This is a genomic window from Legionella beliardensis (assembly GCF_900452395.1).
GTDB classification, from domain to species: domain Bacteria; phylum Pseudomonadota; class Gammaproteobacteria; order Legionellales; family Legionellaceae; genus Legionella_C; species Legionella_C beliardensis.
Genome location: NZ_UGNV01000001.1, coordinates 1,942,716 through 1,966,908, shown reverse-complemented (window position 1 = coordinate 1,966,908; position 24,193 = coordinate 1,942,716). Strand labels below are relative to the sequence as shown.

Below are 24,193 nucleotides of genomic sequence, written 5' to 3'. Positions count from 1 at the left end.
AACGGCCTAATGAGGCTACTGTAGCGTATCGCTACTATTAAATCTCATATAGCAATCTTCCCTACACTGGTGGAGTGTTTCTTTGCTGCCATTCACTAGTTCAGGCTGAACTAATCATAAATCAGTCAAGAAATTTTGGCTAAATAGCTTAAGTAATTTATCAGAGCGGATCTCAATAAATTGAGTTTGGGGGTAGCTTCTTTTTAATTGATGCAAAATAACCTCAACGCGCCGTTCAAAACCCCACATATATTTTATAAGCGACCAACTCACCTTTTCAGGACAGTTATTGGCGCGATCATCAATGCGTTTATCTTTAAAAAAAAGTCTTTTAAAGACCCGCCAATAACAACGATAGCGAGGATAATTAAAATAAATACAAACGCTCGCTCGTTGATAGCGCAGCTCAAAGGATTTAGTTGAGTTGCCGTCAATAATCCATTGTTCCTGATTAACAAGCGCCTGCTGAATAGTCAAAAATTCCTGATAATCACGCTCTACCCAGTAATCTGTAAAAAAATACTTGTCCAGATGATAGAGAGGGAGTTTCGTTTGTTGATGCAGATGATAAGCAAAAGTAGATTTGCCACTTCCACTGCGTCCCATAATCATAATACGATGGGCCATAAAATTCTTTGTTAATACAGTTGATGCTTAATTTTAACTCATCTTAAAACTGCCATAAACTCAATTGCTAGAAAAGACAGGAGTAGTGATTGGTTTTACGTCATATAAACAAATAGAATAAAGCGTTACATCTACATAAATGGCAGTGGTCACAATTGAGGCATGACTTGCTAAGTCAAGGGGATAGGTAGTCTCAAAAAGGTCGCTTTTTGAGACAGTATGCTTTAAGCGCGTTGAAGTAAGTTTAATTACTAGCTTTAGTTCGAGGATTAAATGCCGGTGCTTTAACATTCAAATTAGAAACAAAACCAGGCGATCGCCATATGCTAGAATTGCTTGGCTGTGTCAGCGCATCTAATTTTACTCTCCCTTTCTCCCACTCTTTAGTAGCGATATGATTGGTTTGGCAATAATTAACGACGATGTCTCTCATTTTATGCTGATGAGCGCTTTTGCTATGACTGCCGGCGCCGAAAATGATTGCGTTGACGCCTGTTGTCTCTTTAAGTCCCTTATTTAACAGCAACGATGCAGACAAGTAGTCTAAGTGATGCAAATCAATCTGGCTGTTTTTAACATGGGTTAATTTTAATTTGTTAATAAACATGGTTTCTATCTGTTTGATTATTTCATTGGGTTGGTTTGTTGAGCAGGTAGGAAAAAGCCTTTTTAAGTGCTGACTAATCAAGGCTCGTAAGTTCACATTTTGAGTCTGATAGGCAATGGTAAGGTAGCTGGCGACCGCCATTTGCCATTCTAATGGTGTCTTTTCGTACGAAAAATCGGCAGGGTATTTGTTAGTCAGGTGTTTAATTAAGGCGGGAAGCGCTCTAAAGTTACCCATATTCTGTAACCCATACAAGGCATTTCCAATATCTTGGGCATTTAAGCGTGCAGATGAGGTAGTAATTTTATTAGCTAATGCCCAGAGTACGGCTTGCACTGCTTCATTTTGGGCATCCATATTCTGTAACCCATACAAAGCATTCCCAATTTCTTGGGCATTTAAGCTTGCCGATGAGACAGTAATTTTATTAGCTAATGTCCAGAGTACAGCTTGCACCGCCTCACTTCGGGCATCCATATTCTGTAAGCCATACAACGCATTCCCGATGGCTTGGCCATTTAAGTTTGCGGATGAGACAGTAATTTTATCAGCTAATGCCCTGAGTACGGCTTGCACTGCCTCACTTCGGGCATCCATGTTTTGTAAGCCATACAAGGCATTCCCGATGGCTTGCGCATCTAAGCTTGCGGATGAAGTGGTTATTTTAGCCGCTAGTGCTTGGAGTACCATTTGCACCGCTTCACTTCGGGCATCCATATTCTGTAAGCCATACAAGGCATTTCCAATGGCTTGCGCATCTAAGCGTGCGGATGAAGTGGTTATTTTATCAGCTAATGCCCTGAGTACGGCTTGCACTGCCTCACTTCGGGCACCCATATTCTGTAAGCCATACAATGCATTCCCGATGGCTTGGGCACTTAACATTGCAGATGAAGCTGTAATTTTATCAGCTAATGCCCTGAGTACGGCTTGCACTGCTTCACTTCGGGCATCCATGTTCTGTAAGCCATACAACGCATTCCCAATTTCTTGGGCATTTAAGCTTGCAGATGAGGCAGTAATTTTATCAGCTAATGCGCAGAGTACCGCTTGCACCGCCTCATTTTTGGCATCCATGCTCTGTAACCCATACAACGCATTTCCAATGGCTTGGGCATCTAACTCTATAGGTAATGTATTTAATCTTTCAGCCAGTGCCTTAAGGACCTCTTTTACTTCGTTTATAAGCGGCAGTCTTTTTAATCCTTTAAAACAGCGAGAAATCGTAATCTCTCTCCAGTCCACTAGATGTTTAGCTAAAATTGCAGCCGGGAGTTGCCTTAAGTCGCTTAAAAAAGCGGCTCGTGAATAACCCTCGATTTGATTTTCATAACAGGCAACCAGGGGATAATCTCTGCTGTCCATCCAATCGGCAATCTCTCTGGCTTTTTTAAAACGCGGTAACATAATAAATCCTCTTTCGTTGAAACATGTTAAAAAATGCTCTATTTTTTAGTGCCTTTTTCTTCATTCTTAATACATTGGCCATCTAACTAGGTATCGGTATATAAAGAAATCATGCTGGCTGAAATTTATACTATTCTAGGGCGATTAGGGCTTGTTGAGAATCATGTATTTTGGAATCTATTACTTTCCTAATTGGAAATTTGCCCGCCTGGGCACTATGGGCTTTCAATCGATGAGACCGTTTAGGCTTAGTAGTAAAGAATTTGAAATCAGGCCCAGGTTTAAGAGGGGCAATTTAATAAGGTAGTTATATCGTGCCTGTGTGTAGGTATGGTTGTTGCTGCTAAAGAGGTGTAAAGGATTTTAAAAAGGTTGTTTTTTAAGCTGAGCTAATCCAATAGATTAATTTAGAAATATTCGGGTGTCACATTGATTAAATCTGAAAAACCATCGACGTTGATGGAATCTATTAATAAGCGCTGTGTTATGGCTATATTGGTAAAAAAGCGATAATTAAAGCTGATAACATACAATAATCCTCTAATTAATATACTAGCAGTTTTTAAATTTAAATAACTTAAGAGATAATAATGAAAATAGATTTAGCAACTTTAAATAAAATATTAGCTGCCGGAAAAAACTATAACAATGTTTATAATAAAGATTTTTTTCGAGCTGAAGTCACTGAAATGATTAATATATTGGACAATTTTGTACAAAAGCCTTCAGCAGGTATGTTGCAGCAATTACAAGCGCGAGAAAAAGCGATTAAAGAAGTTTGTAAATCTATTTCATCATCTGTAGTCTATGGTAAAAAGTTTTCTTTCGAGTATATAAATGATACTAATAACTTGGCTAATGCAATATTGCAGTTTGTCCAATTAATAATGACTAAAGCGAGCGATTACGCTGCTGAACTACAAAATAGCTCGAGCCCTTTTTTTACAGAACTTGATTTAAATACTAGTCAACTAGTTGACTCCATTAAATTAAAAATTAGACTTTCCTTATTAGATGAAGAGTCAAATAGCTTATCTAAACTTGACCAGAAAATTAATGAAGAAACGCATAAAGTTGCTCAACTTTTATTTGGTGAAAGTGAATCAAGTATCACCATGAAAAAATATAGAGGTTTAGAAGAAGATTATATTAAACTAGGTATGGACAATGAACTTCATGTTGAGCAACTTAGAAATATGCTAACCGAGAACGAAATCTTAGGTAAAAAACTTGAAGCTGCCCAACAAGAGTTTAGAGCGCAGATTAAAGACATGGAGCAAAAAAGACAGATAGACAGCGAAAATCATTCAAACGCCTTGAACCAAATTATGGAGTTAATTTTAAAACTAGAATCAAAAAATAATGTTAAGACATCTAGGCATAAGCAGGATAATTTAGCCTCTCAGATACAAGAAATGCGAGCAGAGATAACTACTGTTAAGTCTCAAAATGAAATGCTTTTAGCTAAAATAAATGAAAAGCTTAATTCTAGCAATGCTCCTACAGTCACTCCAAAACCGCGAACTAATATTAGGAAATTTTTTCGACATTAAAATAATTTAATCATCTATTATTTTACTATGGGTACAACACTATGCACCTGAGCTAAAGAAACGACTAGATTAATATAAACAACATTACTCTAGAAGATGGCAACTCGATGAGACATATATTAAAGTGAAAGGCGAATGGAAAGGCGCTATTGCAAAATAAAGTGTCATTATAATCATTGTACTTAAATTACATCAATAATTGAAGAAACCGACTGATTTCAAATAGCGCTATAATGATTTTTTAAGTGCACTACCTAATGTTTATTGTTGAGTAGAATTATTCTCTTTGGATACTACATGAGTGTTTGGGCGTATATAAACTATCAGAAACCAAGTGGACATTGGCTAAAAATCTATTATTCAAGCTTCATTCACTTAAATAAAAATTAATTGGTAAGCCTTCTTTGTGGGGGAGGTTACTCAACCATGCCATCTCTGTCGCTTTCTTTGTTGTTTCACACGCCGCTGTTTTGACAGCAACTGCCCATTTATCAGGCTCATCAAACCCTCTTTGCCATTCTTTATACCACCAGAAAGTGCCTGATTGCGAAAGAACATTACCAAATGTTTCAGGATAAGTAAGCGCTGCATGGGTTGCTGCAAGCCCACCGAAGCTGGTGCCGGCGATTGTTGTTTGTTCACGGCGATCACTGCAATTAAATGGTGGCTCTCTAAGCAACGGGACAAGCCTATTGTTTAAAAAATAGGCGAATTCTTCATTACAGGCGTATTCCGTAATCCTATCTTCGGAAGCAGGAGTATATACTGTGATGTGCGGAGAGATTTTTTTATTTTCATATAGCTCATCTAAAATTGTAGGAGTAGATTTAATCTCCCCTGGATCCATTTCCTGTTTGCCATCCATAAGTATTAAAAGCCCGGGTTTAGTTTCAGTAGAAGGTGGCTGTTGAATATAAAGGAGGCGGTCGTCATCTAGGGCTTCCTGTACCATATCTTTAGGTATCAGGCTACCCAACGCATTAGTATTATCAGGCGATTTTCTATAAACATAGGCAATAGGTTTAGGCATAGTGTTTCCTAGTTTTTAAGGGAGTTGTAAAAATTTATTTAATTGACATATTTTAATACAATTTAATTTATATAAATTTAGTTAGATTATTATTTACATTAAACTAACTTTTATAAAACATATTTTGATAATAGAAACAGATTAGTAAGCGTAGGTTGGGCCACTCGGCTCAACATTTACTGCAACTCATACCTTCTGCAGTTTTGAGCAAGTAGCCTGGGAGGAGGGTATAGCCCGTATCCCAGGTTTTCAATTGGTTTTTGAAGTAAAGAATTGCTATAACATACGACCTGGAAACATCAATCTCCGGGCAGAAGGTTTTGGGCGCACCAAATACGCAATGAATCAGATTTGCAGGCGCATGTGGATTATATTCATTGCAATGCTCGCTTAAGGCAGTGATAGTAGACTTACTAAGTGAGTTGCCATAAATTAAGTCAACCCATAATACATCTATTAGCTCAAAAGCTAATGCTTTGTCAATTTCAATAGAATCAAGGCCAATTTGCGCGCTTTTATAACCTCTGCGCAGTGCACACTCATAAAGGCGAATAGCTTGAAGATAATTAACAGGCCCACTACTAACTCGATTAATTGTTTGAGCTTTCTAGTAGGCATGTTTATCTGAAAATGAGGCGCGAGGCATGTCTTTAAAAAGCATTATCAATGACTCTGTTGCAAAAACGGATATTAGTTTATAAGTTAAATAGTGGCGTTGCAAAAATAAGACGTCAGACCATGGTAAGCATAAACGTCTTATCAATCCAACACGGGGCTTTCCATCTATGAAAACTGCTTATGCTACGATACAGCGGCTGCTTATCTGATACCTGTAGAAAATTATGAGCGAATGATGGAATTACTTGATGATAATGAATTGACTAACCTAGTTGAGCAGCGCTTGTCTTCTCCTTTTAAATCTGTAAAAGTTGATGTTGATGTTGATGTTGATGTTGATGTTGATGAGCTATGAGCTACATTTTCATCTTTTAGCACTTAAAGAATGGAAAAAACTTGCAAAAGGGTTGCAGGAGCAATTTAAAAAAATATTAAAATTCTGCCTTGATAACTCACATATAATATCGTCAATTCTAAGTGGCAAATTGCAAGATTATTATAAAATTAAATTATGCCAGTCGGATTATCGTTTGGTCTATTAGGTAACTGATAATAAATTAATAATAACGGTAATAGCTGTTGGCAAAAGGAATAAGAACAAAGTCTATGACGAGGCCGGAGGTAGAAAGGAATAATAAGGTGTACTAAAATCAAATGATATGAAATGTCTTCCTATGTAGTCATGTAGTATCCCATTAACATGAGAATAATCATTATGTAATTTAAAATAATGAAAAAGAGGATTAATACATGTCTTATCAATTTGAACTTGTAATAGATATCAAAAGGCTTGAAGAACAAAATAAATTTATCCGGCAGGGGATTTTGAGCTTCAATGATTCATTTATGGGTCGTTTTTTAAGATTTTTTTTAAAATGAATAATCGATTTAAAAAAGTTATAAAATCATTACAATGAACTCCTTTGTAATTCAAAGAGCACTATGTTTTCTTCTCTTAACTTTTTTGCATACCTACCCGCTGATCCACCCTTACTTTTAATTTATTCAAAGCTGTCTGCCCAAGAGTTATATTTAAAGTGTCGCCTGCTCGATAAGCAACAGCCGTTTCTGGCAACGATTGCGTTATTAGAAAAGCAAGAGTATGTAGCGGTTGCATATCAATAATGCTTGCTCATGGATTTGTTGCATTCGCAAACACATCCGACAATAATGACTATTGCTTTTTCATCTAGATGCTTGTTGCCCATGCTGATACTTTAAAAAACTTTAGGCAACATAAGCGTATAATTATATTGTTACAATTTAGTACCGGGTTAATACTTAAAAAAGAGGCCATGTTGCAAATACTATCAAAGATAAAAAGAGTTAAATTTTAGATAGGTCTCATTTGTAAATGCCAAACTGCTCATTGATAAAAGATACTTCATTGCGAGCACCATACATCCAACTTTTAAACTGCCCTTTCTTAAACATGCGCATGTTTAGAAAAGGACAATTTAATAGGTGGATGGTTGGCAAGCAAAATGAAGTTTCATTTATCAATCAGTTATTTCACATTTACAGCTGAAATCTGTCCTGATTATGTGTTTATATAACTATTATAGTTTTTGCAACACCGCTCCATTTTCTCCTCTAATAGATATGTTAGAGCAAAAGCATACAGGAATTTCTGATTCTATAGGTAATGACTTAACATTTTTAAATCTAGTCGTAATAACATTAATGTCTCTACAGAGACATTAATGATTACACCTTATTAAATTATAAGGAGTCAACAATTATGACTTATTAAGTTACAAACCTTAGCTTGATATACATTTTCTTCTTGTTGTTCAGCTTGTTGATTTGTAAATATACTATGGTTACTTAATGGTGAAGATTGATACATTTTTCTAGGACACTGGTTAGCCCTCTCAGGCATAAATTGCTTACTCACTATGGAAAAGGTTGCGGGTAATTGAGGTTGATAGGTTTCAGTTTCAAAGATTGCTACTAGTGCAGCTTCATTGGCCACCGTAGCACTATAAACTTGGCTTAAAAAATCGAAAGGGGGCGTTATAGGATTTTTGTTGAGTAGACTATAACCCTCATAAGAAAAGGGTGAGTAAACATACATGTAGGGAGAATCAGACATAAAGGGTGATTTTAACTGCTGAGAAACAACAGGCTCATGCGTAAAGCTTGGATCCTGTCTGCCATCTGGTTTAGCATAAGTTGTTATTGCTGGTGGTGATTTAGATACAGCAACGCCTCCTTCGATAGAAGGTAGCATTTGCAGTACCGTATCTTTATAGTTTTCGCCATCAACTTCATTGTTAGGGGTTAGTTGTGTAGAGGCATATTCGTTCATAAGTTGCTCTAACGTGCCATCTACATCAGTGTAATTGTAGGCAATGGTTAAGGATGAAGGAGTAGATGCTTGTAACCCCCCATTTTTAAAAAAAGTTAAGGTGTTTTTAGCTGTCAGCCATGGTTGCTTATATTTAGGGCCAAGGCGATTCTCTAACTCTTGTTCTGAAAGAATTATTAAATTTTTATAGGATAAGTAGGAATCAATCTTAGCAATATTTTTTAAATATCTTGCCAAATCGGTACGGTTTACTTTTAATTTATTCGCCACTGCTCCAATAAATATATTCTCTCTAATGGCTTGATGAATCATACTAAGTGGATATTCTTGAGGAAGTATTAGGAAGTGCTTTAGGGGTTTATTGTAGGCATCTTCTCCGTATTTCTTAATTACTTCTTCTGCTGACATTTTTTTTATAATTCTGTAACTTATTTTAAAGTTTTTTTCTCCATCTGGAATTGTAGAGCTTAGAAATTTACCTAGGGTTGAAGATGCTACATTTAACTTCGCACTAGCTTCATCCATACTTTCAGTTGTTCTAATTATTTTATGGATATGACCGAAAGTAAATTTTTCTAGCTTAAATGAAGGTTTCTGTCTCATAATTATCTCAAAATTTATTTACTCAAAATAATAACACAATGATTTTTATTTATTCAATCATTATTTATTTGTTTATTAACCTTCATCAGCAAAAGAAAAACAGTTTAATCGTTGAATAGTCGGCACAGAAATGAGGTGCCTTTTATTAACTAGGTATTTCAGGTATATGGCTGAACTATGTCTTAATTTAAGTTTTAGTCGCTTTTTTATTTTTTTCAACGCAGTTCTATTTTGAATGTAAGCGAAATTAATTAGTGAAATTTCTATATAAAGAACAAGATTAGTTAATATTTAACTTTAAAATCCCACATTAGTTCTAATAATCGATTTATTGAGTTGTCCTTTTTTAAGCATAGGCATGATTTTAAAGCCTTAATCGTGGCATAAACATTTACAGAATTAATAATTTGTTTAAGCTTTCAATAATCTGATTCTACCCTGTTATAGCGATACATTAATAATGTTATGAGTAAGAAAATCTCAAACAAGGTCGTTTTTTAAGACCTACATCATAATAAAAGAAGAATAGAAATTAATACTCAATTAAGTAATTGATATCTAAACGTCGAGTTAATCTATTTAAGAAAATGGTACCTTAAATAAGGTACCTCATTGATCTGTTCTGGTTAATAAAGCAGCTAATTAGATAGCTACTATATTTTCTGCTTGAAGCCCTTTGGGGCCTTGAGCAAGTATGAACTCTACTTTTTGACCTTCGGCCAACGTTTTAAATCCTGGGCTTACGATAGATTTAAAGTGGGCAAATACATCTGGTCCAGAGGATTGCTCAATAAAGCCAAAACCTTTTGTTTCGTTAAACCATTTGACCGTGCCAATTTTTGTATTAGACATAATAATTTCCTGATTATAATTAATAAAGTGCCCTTAAAGGCTTAAATAGCAAAAGAGAGGGCTTAAACTTATAAACTGCAGGACGTCGATTAACAAAGGAAGCAACGAATAGGAGAGAATAAACAATAGACTTTTTCTTAGCTAAGATAGAATGTTACGCACATTATGTCATTGTGTCTAGCGATATTAACTTTTGAAGCCTAAATTAGGTGTAATTATGGCGAAATTTAGATAAAAATTAGGTTGCTAAATTATAGTAACCCACTTCCCACGACCAATAAAATATGGAAAACTTCATGATATTCAAAGACGCTAGGAAAAGGATCAGGCCACTTAAAGGCATAAATCATAGCGCCTAAGATAGGTCACACGGCGCTGTTGCAAAAACAAGGCGGTAGTATACTATCTGAATTTTAACGTAGTAATTCTAATGAGTTTAAAAAGTCCGGCTGATTTCAAATGGCGCCAATTTCATGGTGAAGTCATTTTGCAATGGGGTCGCTGGTATTGTAAGTACGGTATTAGCTATTGCGATCTAGAAGAATAGTTAACCACACCACAGTTTATCGTTGGGTTCAGCATTATGCGCCTGAGCTAAAGAAAAGATTAGCTTGGTACAAGAAGCGTTATGCTAGCCGTTGGTACCTTAATGAAACCAATATTAAAGTAAAAGGCGAATGGAAACACTTGTATCGCGCAATTGATTAGGGTATTAATACCATTGATTTTTATCTCTCCCATCGCCGTAATGCTAAAGCAACTAAACGGTTTCTGAAAAAATTAATAAAGAACGATTCTACCTGCGATATTAGTGTCATTAATACCGATAAAAATCCAGCTTATAATCACGCTATTAAGGCATTAAAACAGGAAGGCCGTTTATTAAATGAAAACTGCTTATGCTACTATCAAAGGTTTTGAAATAATGCGCATGTTTAAGAAAGGACAATTCAATATCTGACTACATAGTACGAGAACCGAAGTATCATTTATTAATGAACAGTTCGGCATTTACAAGTGAGATCTACCTAAAATTAACTTTATCTATCCTTGATATTATTTGCAACGCAGCTCTGAATTGAACTCAATCTTTCAAACTAAGGCGACGCTCCATTTCTTCCAGGGTTAATCTTGGATTTTTTTCTTCAAGGCGTGTTAGTCAGTTTAATGAGGAAATTGAAATTTTTTTTGTCCCTATACAGCCCTGAGCTAAATTTTCAGGAATTAGTTAATCAAGACGTTAAGACTAATTCTAATAACTTTAGAGTACTAAGAACCATTAAGGATTTAACAATAAACATCCGATATTAACTGACAAAAATTCAATTTAACTCTGATAAAATCATAAGCTTTTTTAAGAAAAATATGTCGCTTATGCCGCATGAAAAATATTATAACAATTTAGTGCCGAGGTAATAGTATGCAAAGCGATAAGATTATTTCTAACAACCCTTTGCACATATGGGTCACTCAGTTTACTAATTATAAATAAATAATAGTATGACTAGAGAGCTTTAAAACCAATTTTGTTTAAAATTTCGCTCATATTAATAAAAAATTAATTAGTTGGTCTTTTTGTGATACAATTCTGCCTTTTTATATTCAAAAATACTAATTTTTCGAGGTTTAATCATGATAGTAAGTGGAAATGGCCAAAGGCTTATTAAGGTAACTAATGATGATATTGATAAAGATGGTCACTATTGTGTTCCTACCACAGTTACTGAAATTGATTCCTATGCATTTTGCGCATGCACAAGTTTGAAAACTATTAATATGCCAAATGTGGTAACTATACGCCAGGCAGCATTCATAGTTTGTGATCAATTAGAAATTGTAGTAGGCCCAAAAGTTAATTTAATTGAGCAGCTTGCCTTTAATGGTTGTCGTTATTTAAAAGCTTTTGTGATGCCAAGTCTCAATTCAATTGCTCATGCGGTATTTGCTGATTGCAGGTATTTAAACGAGATTGTTCTTTCAGAAAATATTAATTCAGTTGCAGAGAGTGCTTTTCATTATTTATATTTAAACACGATTATTCTTGATACTGACAATGAAGTTGAAATTGCAAGGATTATTGATTTGTTACCTCAAGCTATACAGGGAAAAGCCATAGCTAAAAAAGCATCTGAGGAAGTATATCGTATACAAAAAATTCAACTAGAAAGACTTTTACCAGTTGCACAAACTAATGTTCTCTACCGTTTTTTTAATCCGCACACTAAACCCATTGTTGCAGTAGATGTAAATAAAGAAAATGGTAAGATACAATCCATAAAGAAAGATTGTGTAACGTTACCATGCGATATATTAAAAGATATAAATCATATTTTAGGCGAGGATAATCGTTACTATCAAAAAGCAAAAATGTTAATATTGAAAGAGCCTTTACCACAATACCCAAGTGAATTAGACGCGTATAGTCAACGAATAGAACATATTATCGATTTGTGTATTAATAAAGCCAAAGAATTTAATCCTGATAAAAAAGAAACTTTATTATCCGCTGAAAATCTGACAAATAAAGACTATGAAATTTGTAACAGTATGGCACATATTAAGATCTAGTGATGGTTAATAATTTGGTTGTTTGGGCTCAAATTCAGGCTCTGTTACAAAACGACCTTCGTTTATAATTTAATCTAAGTTGATTGAATACTAGAATTACAAATGCGTTCGCTAAACTTCTAACTTTCAAATGGCGTCACTTTCATGGCGAATTAATCCTGCAATGCATACGCTGGTATTATAAATACGGGATTAGTTATTGTGATCTAGAGGAAATGATGAAAGAGCGAGGTCTTGAATTAGATCATACGACTGCTTAGCGCTGGGTCCAACATTGTTACTCTAGAAGATGGCATATCGATGAAACGTACGTCAAAGTCAAAGGCGAATGGAAATATTTATACAGAGCAATTGATGAAGGTGGGAATACCATTGATTTTTATTTGTCTTATCGCCGTAACGCCAAAGCGGCTAAACATTTTCTAAAGAAACTGATAAAAAGCAATCCTACTTGCGATGTCAGCATTATCAATACTGATAAGAATCCAGCCTATAATCAAGCCATTAAAGAATTGAAACAGGAAGGAAATTTAGCGTCATATGTTAACCATCATTTTTGCTTACCTCATCGAGATCTAGCAGTTTATCAGCCGTAAATGCTGCTCTTATTTTGCTTGCAACAATTTCTAAATCTGGAAAAATCTAACCATTACCCATATTTTTTTCTTGACAACCTCTAAAGTAAACCCTTATTACATCGTCATTAAAGGATTGTTTTTCTAATTTTTCAGTATCTACTTCTCCATTATCACGTGTTCCAGCAAAAGAGAATATTACCTTTGGCATATCATCGCCTTGTAGACAATAAAAACATATTTAATTATATGACAAAATTTTAAACAAATACGATCCTTACACGTTTTTTATCTTTTTTCCTCATTATAAAAAGAGATTCTAAAATTAGGTTTGGAAATCATAAAACAATTTTTTAAGATAAAATAGATGCTTAGATATTGAAAAGTTGGTAAGGTATTTGGTTCTGTTGCGAGAAATTAATAACTTAATAAAGACAAAATTTAAGATTTTTAATTTAATTCTTATCTGCAACAAAGCTAAAAATATCTCTATAATTTTTACAGCTGAGTTAAACAATTTATTTATGAAGTTTTTAGGAGTTTAGCAGGTAAAGTAGTATTGCTAGATTACAAAAATTGTAAATTTTTAATGTCTACTAGGCCTGTCAGCCCCTGAACCTTCATCTATGTCATCTGATAAATCATCTTCGATTTGTACGCTTTCTGAGCTATTTAATTTACTATTATCTAGTAAATTTTCGCCATGTGAAAATAGAGTAAATTTATCAGCTCCAACAGTAAAATCTCTAGCGGTTAACTGGCCTGCTTGCTTTGGCATATGCCTAATTTTATCTTCCATAGTGGGTATAGGTTGAAAATATTTCTTTTCTTCGGGAGCCACTGATTTCTTTTCTTCTTCTTTGTTTTTATTATTTTCATTTAAAAAATAATTAAATTTTGGAAAAAGAGATTGATCAAAATGATTATTATGTATTAACTCATTAACAGTACGTTGTAAAATTTTACGCTTGTCTTTGTCTTTATAATGAATGGACTTTTGATTTTTAAGGTCATACATATCTGCTAATAATTTAGCTATTTTTTTTCCTTCATATTTTCCATGTAGAAAATCAGCATTTAAGAATTGATTAAACTCTTGTAGAAAAAGCAATGCTTTTATAGTAACTACCGTTTTTGGAAAATAGTATTGTATTTTAGAGCTTGAAAAACTATCCATAACATTACTTTTATAAGCATCCCACGCATCTAAGCTAGTTTGGCTTTTTGGAAGTTCATTAGACTTGTTTAATAAAAGAGCTAAGCCAACATCAATACATATAGTTTGACCACGATTTGGGCCTTTCTCAATAGTGATAAAGTTTTGCCATCCCATAGCATCAATGACGATTCGCCCAGTCTTATTATAAATTTCAGTGAGCTTAAAGCTAATTTCGCTATCTGTAGCAGCTTTTCCTTTAATGTATGGACAAGTCCAACCTATCATGCCTTCTATCTCATAGGCTGCAGCGACAGGCTTAAGATTGCTATTGATTAAATTCCATAGTTCTTGAGGCCGTTTACCTTGGTCAAGTTTAGCCATCTTCTTGTCAGTATTTTGAATAGGAACTTTAAATACTAAATTGTTTTCTTGATTATAATAAACGATATTAAAAGAGCCCTGGCCAATTTTAACCCATTTTCCTTTCTCATCCGTGAGTGAATCTTTCATAGTAAGTAAATGGTAAAAATGTACTTAATCTTATTATAGCTTATGTTAAAAATTATACAGTTCAAGAATTTTACTATTTCTTTTTAAGAAGAAAACATTATTTGTTGGGGAGGAAATGGCATTCTTGGCTCTATTCGGCTTCATAAAATATTAAAACAGCTGGCTCTGCTGCAAAAAAGATTTAATTTAAAAAAACTTATAGTTTGGTAATCCTTCCAAAAATTAACTGGCGTCAAAAGTAGAATTTTCTCATAATCACATACAGAGCTTCTTCATGAAAAGATCGAAATTCACAGACAGTCAAATATTGTCGATTCTAAAACAGGCTGAAAATGGCAGCCCTATACCAGAGCTTTGTCGTGAACATATTATCAGCGCCGCTATATTTTACAAATAGCGAGCGAAATTTGGAGGGATGGATGCTTCGATGATGCCGCGTTTAAAAGAGCTGGAAGCTGAAAATACTCGGCTTAAAAAGATGTATGCGGAAGGGTGGTGTTGCAAGACACTAGTTTCTTATTTCGCCAACTTTAGTTAACTTAAGCGCAGTACATAGCTTAGTCTTATTAAATAATTTTCTTTATTTTTAAATATAATCTAGTTTAAATTCAATTTTTCACAAAATGAATTTTAATTTATGTCTAACGAAAATAATTATTTATATGCTATTCACGACAAAGATCTTGTTAAAGATAAAACAACGGGATTACTCACTTACCCTATCAATACTATCATCAAAAGGTTTGAACAGCGTGCATTTTCTGATTGCACTACACTTCAATTTATTGACTTATCTAAATTCGAGCCTGCATATAAGAATATACCATGGGCATTTTTTTCAGGTTGCACTAACCTTATAAAAGTAGTTTGGCCTCATAATCTTAAAACTATCGCCGCATGGGCATTCAAAGAATGCAAAAATCTCTCTTTACTTGATACACCACACACGTTGCAAACAATAGAGCTTGGTGCATTTTATGGATGTTGTAATTTAAGAACAATCATTTTACGAGAAAATCTCAATTGCATTGAGGATCGTGTTTTCGCGGAATGCCCAAACATTAAAGTGATTATCATTGATACACTGGATGAAAAAATTTATGAAAGAATAAAAGCAAAAATTCCAAATAATTTGAAAGTTAATGTTATGCCTTATAATGTTTGGCTTGAAGTGCAAGGTGAAATCAATCGAGTTAAAAACACGCCAGCTGTTAATCCTTTATATCGATTTTTTAACCGTCAGTCGCCTGAAATTCGCCTTGAGAATGGCGACATACTTCCTACTCTGTCCCACCCAGTTTTAAATTACATGAACCATTTTAATGGTGTGAGTAAACGATATACTAATAAAATAAATCAATACCTTTATAACACTAATTTGCCCCAAACTGCAGAAGAAAAAATAATTTATTTAAAAAATTTACGCAAAATAGCACTTGAATGTATTCAAAAAGCAACCGAATACAATGATTTAAGATCCATTTCAGAAAGTAATTTTAGGATGTAATGCTTATTTTTAATGAGCCAGCTAATGTCAAAAAATAGGTTATTTCTTGAGACTTTAGCCTGATATTAATTGAAATAATCATATTAGATTTTTAGGTGCAAAATTATATATCAAAACTCTAGTCAGCTTTCGCTTTTTCTGAAAGGGTGATAAAAGTAAAGATGCAGATAATATTAATTTGTATGAAAAAGTACCCTAATGAACGCTAAATTGTATAATAATTAGTCGTTAACTATATAGAAGATATTTAAAGAGAGAGTTTTCATGCGTTACTCGGTTTATTCTACTAAATTAGTTACTTTAGTCATAATGCTACTGGGAGCTATTTTGTTTTTTTATCCTTTGCAATTAATAGTTCAAAAAAATATTCAACCTTTAAAACAATTAGTTAATAAATGAAACTTCATTCTGATTGCCAACCATCCCCTTATCAAATTGCCTTTTTCTAAACATTCGCGTGACTTCAAATCCTTTAATTGTAGCGAGAACGCTGTCTTCATAGACTGAAAGCCTATGATCGTGTTAATAGGCCCAGTAAAGGTATTTCCATTGACCTTTTGTTTCATCTAAGTGCCAACGGCTAGAATAGCGCTTTTTATACCAATCTAGTCGTTTTTTAAGTTCCGGCGCATAGTACTAAACTCAACGATAAACTGTTGTATGATCAATCGATAACCTGCTGCGCTCAGCCATCATTTCTTCTAATTCCCTGTAACTGATCCCATATTTACAGTACCAACGGACATATTGCAAAATGATCTCATCATGAAAATGGTGCCACTTAAATGATTCAGGACCTTTCATTTTAAAACTCTGATGAGAAATCGCGCAAGTATAAATTAGGGGCTCATTTTTGCAACGGAACCCTAATTTTTCTACTAAGTTTAGCGTTAATAAATATTTGCAATTATAGCACTAAGTGATATAATTATTTAAAAAAGAAAAAATTAGAAATATATAAAGTTAATGTCTTTTCTGAAGGGGCACAAGAGCACAAGATTTCCGATCAGTTGCTTATAGATGCCATCTCAAAAATGAATAATGGATTATTTGATGCTAATCTAGGTAGTAACATTTATAAAAAAAGAATTTCATTAGATAATAAAGGTAAGAGAGGAGGCGCGAGAACTATAGTTGCCTTTAAATTTAATAATAAAGCCTTTTTTATATATAGTTTTGCAAAAAACAAAAAAGCTAATATTAATGATAAAGAGCTTAAAGCTTTAAAAAAATTAGCCAAACTTTATTTTTCTTTATCAGATTTAGAAATTATGAATGCATTAGATTCTGGCAATCTAATTACAGTAGGTGAAAAATGAAAAAATCAATTTTAGATGTTGTGCATGGGTCTGCTAAAGGTCTTTATGATGCTGGTATTGTAGATGCTACTACAATGCATGAATTTGATGCCTTATGTTTGCCTCCTATTAAACCTTTTACAGCGCAAGAAATTAAAACCTTGCGTTTAAAAGAGCATGTTAGTCAGGTCGTTTTCGCTAAATATTTAAACACATCACCCTCAACTGTTCGACAATGGGAACAAGGGGAGAAACACCCAAGAGGTACTTCCTTAAAATTACTAAATTTAATAGCCGATAAAGGGTTAACTATTTTAGCTTAAATAATGTTCGTTTTGAGATTACTTATAAATTAATAGGTATTTAAATTGAGTAAGCACTTAAAAGGCGAATGCTCCTACTCGATCCAAATCCATCTTCAGAATGGCTCTCAGCAACAATGCTTGTATCCTCTATAAATAGGTGGAATAGTCTCAAGAACGGTCGTTTCTTGAGACCCTATCTAAGCTAACATTTTGAGGCTTTATGTTGTCTCCTTGGTTCATCGCAGTCGTCAACACTCGACCTTTTCGATTTTGAGGTAAAAAATGTCATGGGACTTTGAGCAAGTGAAGATGAACTAATAGCGTTTTTTTGCCGTTCAGCAATTTTTTCAAGCTCAATTTCAGGCACGCTGCCTTGATCTACTGTTCGGCCTTCTTCTGCAAAAGAAAAATCGGTTGATTCTTGCGAAATAAGGTCATCTGGCCAAGATTTTAACTCATCTAAATTAACCTCTCCAGTAGAACCAGATGAGATTGACGCGTGTTTAGGGTAGGGTGATTCTTCAATCGATTCGTTAAAATAATCAATATAGTCTGGCGGTAAATAAGTTACACTTAAAAAAGGATTCTCCTCTACTGACATGTGTAGGAAGTTTTCATAAGTTAAATCGGGGTTAAGTGACATTGGAGTTTTTTGAAGTTCACTTGGATTTTCATTACGAACATCTAAGCTATCTTCTAGTTGTTGTCCAGTGGTTTCGATGAACTGATTGTTAAATTTATTAGCTTGGCTGAAAGCATTTGATGAATAACAATTTTCACAGTCTTCTGAGTCAATAGATGTAACAAAATTATTTAAATTTATATTGTCAAAACAAGGATTATCAGCCATAACTGTTTCTGATTCAGAAATATCCCATATTTTTTGAGTTAAATTACTCTGTGTTTGAGTAGAATAATTTGAAGAATAGCTATAGTTACTATGGCCATTTTCATTTTCAAATGAATCAACAAAAACGGCCGGTAAAGCAGTAATTGAGGGCGTGCTTAAACTAGTATAGCTGAAGGCTTCTGATGAATAGCTTTCTGTACTAGAGACGATAGGTTTAAAATGTAAGCCCTTGGTTTTTCGATTGTTCTGAGCAGTAGTACCAATCTTCTCTAAGGCAATTAATTCATGTTTATCATTATAAAATTGGCATTTTATTTTTTCTTCCGCAAAAGGAATATGACTCAATGACCCTTCATAAGCGGTACAAGTATTAGCATAAACCCAAACTTTATTTGCCTGTTCTTTTTTGCGAGTAGTTGATGCTTGATGTCTTTGGGCTGTATTTGAGAACATAAAAAAGAACATATAAATTATAGGTCAATTATACTACAATAAAAGCATATTTAAGTCAATTAAATGAATTGTATTATAATAAGTAATATTGGCTCTATTGCAAAAAAGATTAAACTTACAAAATCATAAATTTTAAGCAGATATTAAACGTAACTATATAGACCAAATTGTTCACTGACTAAGAATTTAAAAAATAGCCCACATATTGTAAGAAATAATTAATGTGTACCCCATATAACAGTTTTTACTGCCAGTGTAATAGTATTTTACTTAGAAAAGCAGAAAAGAACCTTGTTAGTTTTTCATTAATAATTTATTTGTGCTAAAATTAAACAATTATATTAATAATTCACCATACTATGGCATTGCATAGGGCATTATTAAATTTACATAACGTATTAGGATATAAAGAAACCTCAGGCTTGTGTCATGGTTTTTCGCTGCGCTGGTTGGAAGCAACTTTTTTAGGCGAGCAAGAGCTCAAACGTTTTGAATTACGGATGGCTCTTATTCAAGTCATACCCCATGATTTGTTATTGGCGAAAATACAGCAAACCCAATCTAAAAAAGGCCAAAATCTTAATGATGAAGATAACGCTCTACTAAGCATACTTGCTTTTTTTGACAGTTTGGAACTATTTCATTCACCTGAGAAATATATTACCTTATTCGAGCAAAATCTAAATCAAAATGATATTTCCCTGATTTCACCCGTGGCATCTTCTGCTATGGTTGAGGCCCAAGGCCATTTAAAACAAATCTATTCAGAGCCTAAGATTCTAGCACGAGATGAACTTTACAACTATCTTCATGGATTAGCTTATTTAATAAATAATAATTTAAAGGATAATAATAAACCCGTTGGTTTTTTACTATCAAGCTATAATCATGCTATTTCATTAAGTTATACCGCTAGTTTAGGCTGGTTATTTCGTGATATAAATCAGCCTTTAATAACGATGACAAGGACAGCTATAGATTATAATTTGGTTGATAATATCATCAAGGCTCTTAATCCTAATAATTCATCCCCCTATGTTGCTTTTAATACAAGTTTTATCTTAACTACCAATAATATTATTAATTTTGAATTAAAAAAATAATTCCTGTAGAGCCAAGTGCTGAGGCATTAAAAGAGCTTGCTCTGCGGGAAGGTGAAGATGGTATTACATTAGCTTTATTAGTTGCGCAACAAAATGATACGGCATTTATGACAGCTTTAGTTAATGTTGTTGATATAGAGTTTTTAAATAAAACAACGCCGAAAGGTCAAACTCCCCTTTATATTGCTGTAGAAAATGATTTTATTGAAATGCTTACAATTTTAGTTGAAAAAGGGGTTGATTTAAATAAGGGTGATGCAAGCGGAGTAACGCCTATTTCTTTGGCAGCAAAACTTGGTTATATTTCGACCATCATTATTTTAGCAGAAAAAGGCGCGAATTTAGATAAGCCTGATATAAATGGCGTAACTCCTCTAATGGCTGCTGCACGATTACGTCACATGTCAGTCATTACTATTTTAGCCGAAAAGGGTGCTAATTTTGATCAAGCTGATAAAGATGGTGTAACCGCTGCTATGATTGCTGCGGCAATAGGAGATGCTACTGTTATGACAGCCTTAATTAAAGGAAAAGCTGATGTAAATAAAGCCATGGCAGATGGTACTACACCGACTTTTATTGCAGCGCAAAGGGGCCATGTTGCAGTGATTGAGGTTTTAATTAAAGAAAATGCAGACTTAAATAAAGTGCTAATAGATAATGCTACACCTGTGTTTATTGCAGCACAATTTGGTCATGTTGAGGTAGTTAAATTACTACTGGCTAGTAAAAGGTGTGATGTTGAAATTTCTTTTGAATCAACCATAGATGAGCTTGTAAAATTTGCAGCCGATAAGTCAGAAAGACAACAAAACCCTGAAATCGGTCAACGCATGCATGAGTTTTTAAAAACACAATCTTCAAAGCAGGTTAAAATGAAGCCTTATGATATTGCTAAAATAATGGGCCATAATGAAATTGCTAACCTTATTATAAACCATCTTAAATCGATAAATGATAATTCTCATCAACATGGCTTAAGTAAGGACCATTGTTTTTCGGCAAGCTCTTCATTGTTCTCTAAAAGAAAACAAACAGAAGAGCCATTAGCAGAAGAATGTAACTTTATAATTAAAAGAAAAGGTTAGCTAATTAAAATTAGCTATAGTCTTTGCAAAGGGATGCAAATATTTAAAAACAGTCCTTTTTTAAAACTTTTTGTAATATACTAATTATTTAAATAGTAGTTTATCTTTTATCTTCTTTAAGAGCATATTGAACGAACAAATAGGTATCTTTTACTTCTTAATGTAAGTGATTAAACAGTGATTAGAGGTAGCTTAATATTCATTTTAGAAACGAGATAGGGAAGGTTCATGTCCGTATTATGACTTGGATGAGCTACTGAAGAAAATAATCTTAAATTTTGTCTTTATAAGATTATTAATTTTTCGCAAAAGGACCAAATACCTTACCAACTTTTCAATATCTAAGCATCTATTTTATCTTAAAAAATTGTTTTGTAACTTGTAAACCTAATTTTAGACCTCTTTTTATAATGAGGAAAAAGATAAAAAAAGTATAAGGATCGTATTTGTTTAAAATTTTGTCATATAATTAAATATGTTTTTATTGTCTACAAGGCGATGATATGCCAAAGGTAATATTCTCTTTTGCTGGAACAGGCGATGATGGAAAATTCGATGATCAAGAATTAGAAAAACAATCCTTTAATGACGATGTAATAAGGGTTTACTTTAAAGGTTGTCAAAAAAAAAATATAGGTAATGGTGTGGTTTTTCCAGATTTAGAAATTGTTGCAAGCAAAATAAGAGCAGCATTTACGGCTGATAAATTGCTAGATCTCGATAAACTTGAAGCAGAATTTGGTGATGGAATTTATGTAATTAAAGGTCGAGACAATAATCAAGGAAAAATTGACAATATAGGCTTACAAGGGTTTAGTCGGGGTGCAGTTACTTGTTTTTCTGTAGCTCAAAAATTGGATGACCTAGCTATTCCTATGGATATTATAGCTAATCAACCTGTACCTGGTGAAATATTTGATTCTACTCCCTTTTCACTTTATAAAAAATACCATGATTTAACTAAGTGTAAAAATATAAGATCGGCCGTCACCTTGCTCGTTACTCATAATTTAGAAAAAGGTTTTCTCCATAATAATTTTTTTCAACAAATGGTTGCCAAATTTCCACAAGAAACCGATGCGAAAAACTGGTTGATCCCACATCATTCTCATAAAGACTGGTTGGGGCGTGAAATAATAGATTGGCATATCAAAATGCAGTTTCTAAAACAAGGGTATACACAACAGCGCCCTCGATACGACAGCAACTTTGAAGCCCGAATAAAAGAGCGATATGGTGACGATTTATTTGAAGACTTCAATAGAACTTTATATTTCACCCCGCCCGAATTTTCACAAAAAATATTCGGTACTGAGGAGGCGAATATTAGTATTGATCCTCTCTATACCGACATGCTTATAGAAGAGGCAAAAAGAATTTTGGAAAGTATCTCAACAGTTAGGCCGGCAGATTTTTCAATAACGGCGTCACAAGCAAATGCTATAATTACTATTTATAAACTATATAGAGAAGATTCTCAATTAATTGATCCGGGAAAAGAGCTTCTTGAATTAATTCTTAAAAATGATCGTCAATCAAAAAAATTTATTGAGATTGTTAATAAGATAGACAGCGTGACAACCTATTTAGCTCAGGTTATAAGAGATGAAAAAAAGGGTGAAGATAGCTCAAAAAACACAAAAACCACTCTAATTGTCAATCACTCAAAAGTTTTTAAAAGAGAAATTTTTGAAGCCAGTTTCGACTATTTAACAGCTGGAGAAAAAGATTTAAATACGTTTGTTAAACGTATTGATAACGCTCAGAGAGAATTTGAAAAACAAGCGTTAGATTTCAATCGGAGTATTATTGGGAAAGCTACAAAACTAATTGCTGAAATTGTATTAGTCGTTACGGGTGTATTTTCAATAATTGACCCAATTTTTAAAGTGACTACTGGTGAGTGGTTGTCCTTTAATGAAACTCGCTCTACTTGCGCTATGAAGCAAAGTCTTCAAGAAATTAAAGCGACTGCATGTAATCAAGAAGCAGAATTAGATGACTTAGACGCATTAAAATTAGAATTAGAAAAATATATTAAGAAACACGAGCTGCAGCAGTCTAGCAAATTTTGGAGTCGATTTAGTGATATTAGTGAACACGTAGAATTAATCGCTGCAAAAGAATTAATAAAGCTTTGCGGTGAAGAAATGGATTTTGAGCGTTTTTCAACCGAAATGTTATTTGCTCTTAGTAATGGAGAGCTTGGAGAAATTGTAAAAAAATATAATATTCCAGAATTACGAGAAGCTCAGAATATGAAATGCGATGACATTATTGACCTATTAGATAATCCTTTTTGTTCACCACAAAAAAAATAAAAAGCTACAAAACATATCAACGGATACCTTAATGTTGCCATTTCAAATCTAATGGTTTTTTTAAGTTTAGAGAAAATATTCATGAAATCCACTACGGCAGTTTTATTTTGCAACACTATAGGCTTAGGCAGCATGTACTTTAGCAGGGCTAGAAAGTCCTACAACTCCAAGAGATTTATGATTACCCCGGCCCTAAAGTATAATAATAATTATACTACTGCATAAACGACTTCTTTTTTCCTAAAAAAGCTTGTGATCTTATCAGAATTAAATTGAATTTTTATCAACCAATTGTGGGTGTTTAGAGTTAACTTATCAATAGTTTTCATCGCTCTGAAATGATTACAGTTGTCTTTAACATCTTGGTTAACTAATTCCTGAGGATTGAGCAACCTACAGATTTTATGCGGTTGATTAATGTGCTCTTAAAACAGGGAAGGCCTGAAATTTTTGTAATTGCTTGATTATCAATCCGAAAATGGCGTACCCGGAAGGATTCGAACTTCCCACCCCCGGGTTCGTATCCTGAATAGTCAAATATAATTTATTTATAAATCAATGCCTTGCAATGTAACAAATGTATCAACTACTGCCTGAAACCACCTGATTTTAAGGGATTTCAGCGGTACTTTGTTACAATTTTGCTACACTAATCACCTTTGAAATAGCTAGTTTAGAATCATACTTTTATAATAGTGAAAGAAGGAAGAAGCTTCTTTTTATCACTTCCTTTAATATTACTTTTAAATTATTTGAGTCTTGCTAATTGTCCGGAATATGTATGCATTTATCGGACAGAAGGTGGTGTTATGAGTTTAAATAATTCAATTCTAAGTCGCAGCAATAAT

Annotated in this window: 20 protein-coding genes and 3 pseudogenes; 13 read left to right on the top strand and 10 right to left on the bottom strand. The window is 33.7% G+C overall.

The features are described 5' to 3' along the window. Positions 1 to 114: 114 nt before the first annotated feature. Positions 115 to 627 (bottom strand): P-loop NTPase family protein, encoded by a 513-nt coding sequence (locus tag DYE47_RS08705; RefSeq protein ID WP_115302896.1) that lies wholly within the window; start codon positions 625 to 627, stop codon positions 115 to 117. Between the two features lie 244 nt (positions 628 to 871). Beyond that, the gene (locus DYE47_RS08700; protein WP_115302895.1) at positions 872 to 2,641 is read right to left on the bottom strand and encodes a hypothetical protein; all 1,770 of its coding nucleotides are present in this window, start codon (positions 2,639 to 2,641) and stop codon (positions 872 to 874) included. 590 nt (positions 2,642 to 3,231) lie between these two features. On the opposite strand from DYE47_RS08700, the gene DYE47_RS08695 reads away from it, so the two are divergent. Beyond that, entirely contained in the window at positions 3,232 to 4,194 is a 963-nt protein-coding gene (locus DYE47_RS08695) for a hypothetical protein (protein ID WP_115302894.1), read from the top strand. Positions 4,195 to 4,561: 367 nt separating this feature from the next. Here DYE47_RS08695 and DYE47_RS08685 read toward each other — a convergent pair whose 3' ends face one another. Beyond that, positions 4,562 to 5,224: an alpha/beta hydrolase gene (locus DYE47_RS08685; protein WP_115302893.1), complete on the bottom strand. Its 663-nt coding sequence runs from the start codon at positions 5,222 to 5,224 to the stop codon at positions 4,562 to 4,564. A gap of 850 nt (positions 5,225 to 6,074) precedes the next feature. On the opposite strand from DYE47_RS08685, the gene DYE47_RS16490 reads away from it, so the two are divergent. Both DYE47_RS16490 and DYE47_RS15940 read left to right on the top strand, forming a co-directional pair. Continuing rightward, positions 6,075 to 6,197, top strand: a complete 123-nt coding sequence (locus DYE47_RS16490; RefSeq protein ID WP_278043865.1) for a hypothetical protein — start codon at positions 6,075 to 6,077, stop codon at positions 6,195 to 6,197. A 587-nt stretch (positions 6,198 to 6,784) separates the two neighbouring features. Beyond that, on the top strand, positions 6,785 to 6,967 hold the full coding sequence (locus DYE47_RS15940; protein WP_131750096.1) for a hypothetical protein: 183 nt from the start codon (positions 6,785 to 6,787) through the stop codon (positions 6,965 to 6,967). 607 nt (positions 6,968 to 7,574) lie between these two features. Here DYE47_RS15940 and DYE47_RS08660 read toward each other — a convergent pair. From DYE47_RS08660 to DYE47_RS16605, 3 genes are all read right to left on the bottom strand, one after another. Next, positions 7,575 to 8,756, bottom strand: a complete 1,182-nt coding sequence (locus tag DYE47_RS08660; protein ID WP_131750095.1) for a hypothetical protein — start codon at positions 8,754 to 8,756, stop codon at positions 7,575 to 7,577. A gap of 642 nt (positions 8,757 to 9,398) precedes the next feature. Next, on the bottom strand, positions 9,399 to 9,608 hold the full coding sequence (locus DYE47_RS08655; RefSeq protein WP_115302891.1) for a cold-shock protein: 210 nt from the start codon (positions 9,606 to 9,608) through the stop codon (positions 9,399 to 9,401). A gap of 251 nt (positions 9,609 to 9,859) precedes the next feature. Beyond that, positions 9,860 to 9,958, bottom strand: coding sequence for a hemolysin III family protein (locus DYE47_RS16605; protein WP_115302890.1), 99 nt, complete (start codon positions 9,956 to 9,958; stop codon positions 9,860 to 9,862). 80 nt (positions 9,959 to 10,038) lie between these two features. Between DYE47_RS16605 and DYE47_RS08645 the strand changes: the two are divergent. The 3 genes and pseudogenes from DYE47_RS08645 (at position 10,039) to DYE47_RS16385 (ending at position 12,772) form a co-directional block, all read left to right on the top strand. Continuing rightward, positions 10,039 to 10,569, top strand: a pseudogene (locus DYE47_RS08645) (IS6 family transposase). A 671-nt stretch (positions 10,570 to 11,240) separates the two neighbouring features. After that, entirely contained in the window at positions 11,241 to 12,176 is a 936-nt protein-coding gene (locus DYE47_RS08640; RefSeq protein WP_115302889.1) for a leucine-rich repeat domain-containing protein, read from the top strand. Positions 12,177 to 12,472: 296 nt separating this feature from the next. Continuing rightward, positions 12,473 to 12,772 carry a DDE-type integrase/transposase/recombinase gene (locus DYE47_RS16385; protein WP_242604250.1) on the top strand — a complete coding sequence of 100 codons (300 nt, stop codon included), beginning with the start codon at positions 12,473 to 12,475 and terminating at the stop codon, positions 12,770 to 12,772. 46 nt (positions 12,773 to 12,818) lie between these two features. Here DYE47_RS16385 and DYE47_RS16045 read toward each other — a convergent pair whose 3' ends face one another. Together DYE47_RS16045 and DYE47_RS08630 are read right to left on the bottom strand one after the other, a co-directional pair. Beyond that, positions 12,819 to 12,962, bottom strand: coding sequence for a hypothetical protein (locus DYE47_RS16045; RefSeq protein ID WP_160149874.1), 144 nt, complete (start codon positions 12,960 to 12,962; stop codon positions 12,819 to 12,821). Positions 12,963 to 13,337: 375 nt separating this feature from the next. Then, positions 13,338 to 14,420 carry a hypothetical protein gene (locus DYE47_RS08630; RefSeq protein WP_115302888.1) on the bottom strand — a complete coding sequence of 361 codons (1,083 nt, stop codon included), beginning with the start codon at positions 14,418 to 14,420 and terminating at the stop codon, positions 13,338 to 13,340. 274 nt (positions 14,421 to 14,694) lie between these two features. Between DYE47_RS08630 and DYE47_RS08625 the strand changes: the two are divergent. Together DYE47_RS08625 and DYE47_RS08620 are read left to right on the top strand one after the other, a co-directional pair. Further along, positions 14,695 to 14,910: pseudogene (locus DYE47_RS08625) on the top strand (transposase); the annotation flags it as partial. A gap of 147 nt (positions 14,911 to 15,057) precedes the next feature. Then, entirely contained in the window at positions 15,058 to 15,927 is an 870-nt protein-coding gene (locus DYE47_RS08620) for a leucine-rich repeat domain-containing protein (protein ID WP_115302887.1), read from the top strand. Between the two features lie 528 nt (positions 15,928 to 16,455). Here DYE47_RS08620 and DYE47_RS16380 read toward each other — a convergent pair. Beyond that, positions 16,456 to 16,731, bottom strand: a pseudogene (locus DYE47_RS16380) (IS6 family transposase); the annotation flags it as partial. A 149-nt stretch (positions 16,732 to 16,880) separates the two neighbouring features. Here DYE47_RS16380 and DYE47_RS08610 point away from each other — a divergent pair. Both DYE47_RS08610 and DYE47_RS08605 read left to right on the top strand, forming a co-directional pair. Further along, positions 16,881 to 17,246, top strand: coding sequence for a type II toxin-antitoxin system RelE/ParE family toxin (locus DYE47_RS08610; RefSeq protein ID WP_115302886.1), 366 nt, complete (start codon positions 16,881 to 16,883; stop codon positions 17,244 to 17,246). Continuing rightward, positions 17,243 to 17,548, top strand: coding sequence for a helix-turn-helix domain-containing protein (locus DYE47_RS08605; RefSeq protein WP_115302885.1), 306 nt, complete (start codon positions 17,243 to 17,245; stop codon positions 17,546 to 17,548). The genes DYE47_RS08610 and DYE47_RS08605 overlap by 4 nt, the downstream gene beginning before the upstream one ends. A 184-nt stretch (positions 17,549 to 17,732) precedes the next feature. Here DYE47_RS08605 and DYE47_RS08600 read toward each other — a convergent pair whose 3' ends face one another. Beyond that, positions 17,733 to 18,833: a hypothetical protein gene (locus DYE47_RS08600; protein ID WP_115302884.1), complete on the bottom strand. Its 1,101-nt coding sequence runs from the start codon at positions 18,831 to 18,833 to the stop codon at positions 17,733 to 17,735. Between the two features lie 359 nt (positions 18,834 to 19,192). On the opposite strand from DYE47_RS08600, the gene DYE47_RS08595 reads away from it, so the two are divergent. The 3 genes from DYE47_RS08595 to DYE47_RS08585 all read left to right on the top strand — a co-directional run bounded on the left by DYE47_RS08595 (position 19,193) and on the right by DYE47_RS08585 (position 23,345). Continuing rightward, on the top strand, positions 19,193 to 19,936 hold the full coding sequence (locus DYE47_RS08595) for a hypothetical protein (protein ID WP_115302883.1): 744 nt from the start codon (positions 19,193 to 19,195) through the stop codon (positions 19,934 to 19,936). Beyond that, entirely contained in the window at positions 19,924 to 21,024 is a 1,101-nt protein-coding gene (locus tag DYE47_RS08590; RefSeq protein ID WP_341273404.1) for an ankyrin repeat domain-containing protein, read from the top strand. Before DYE47_RS08595 ends, DYE47_RS08590 begins: the two co-directional genes overlap by 13 nt. Positions 21,025 to 21,527: 503 nt before the next feature. Next, a complete protein-coding gene (locus DYE47_RS08585) occupies positions 21,528 to 23,345 on the top strand; it encodes a hypothetical protein (protein ID WP_115302881.1) in 1,818 nt (605 codons plus the stop codon). The last annotated feature ends 848 nt before the right edge of the window (positions 23,346 to 24,193 follow it).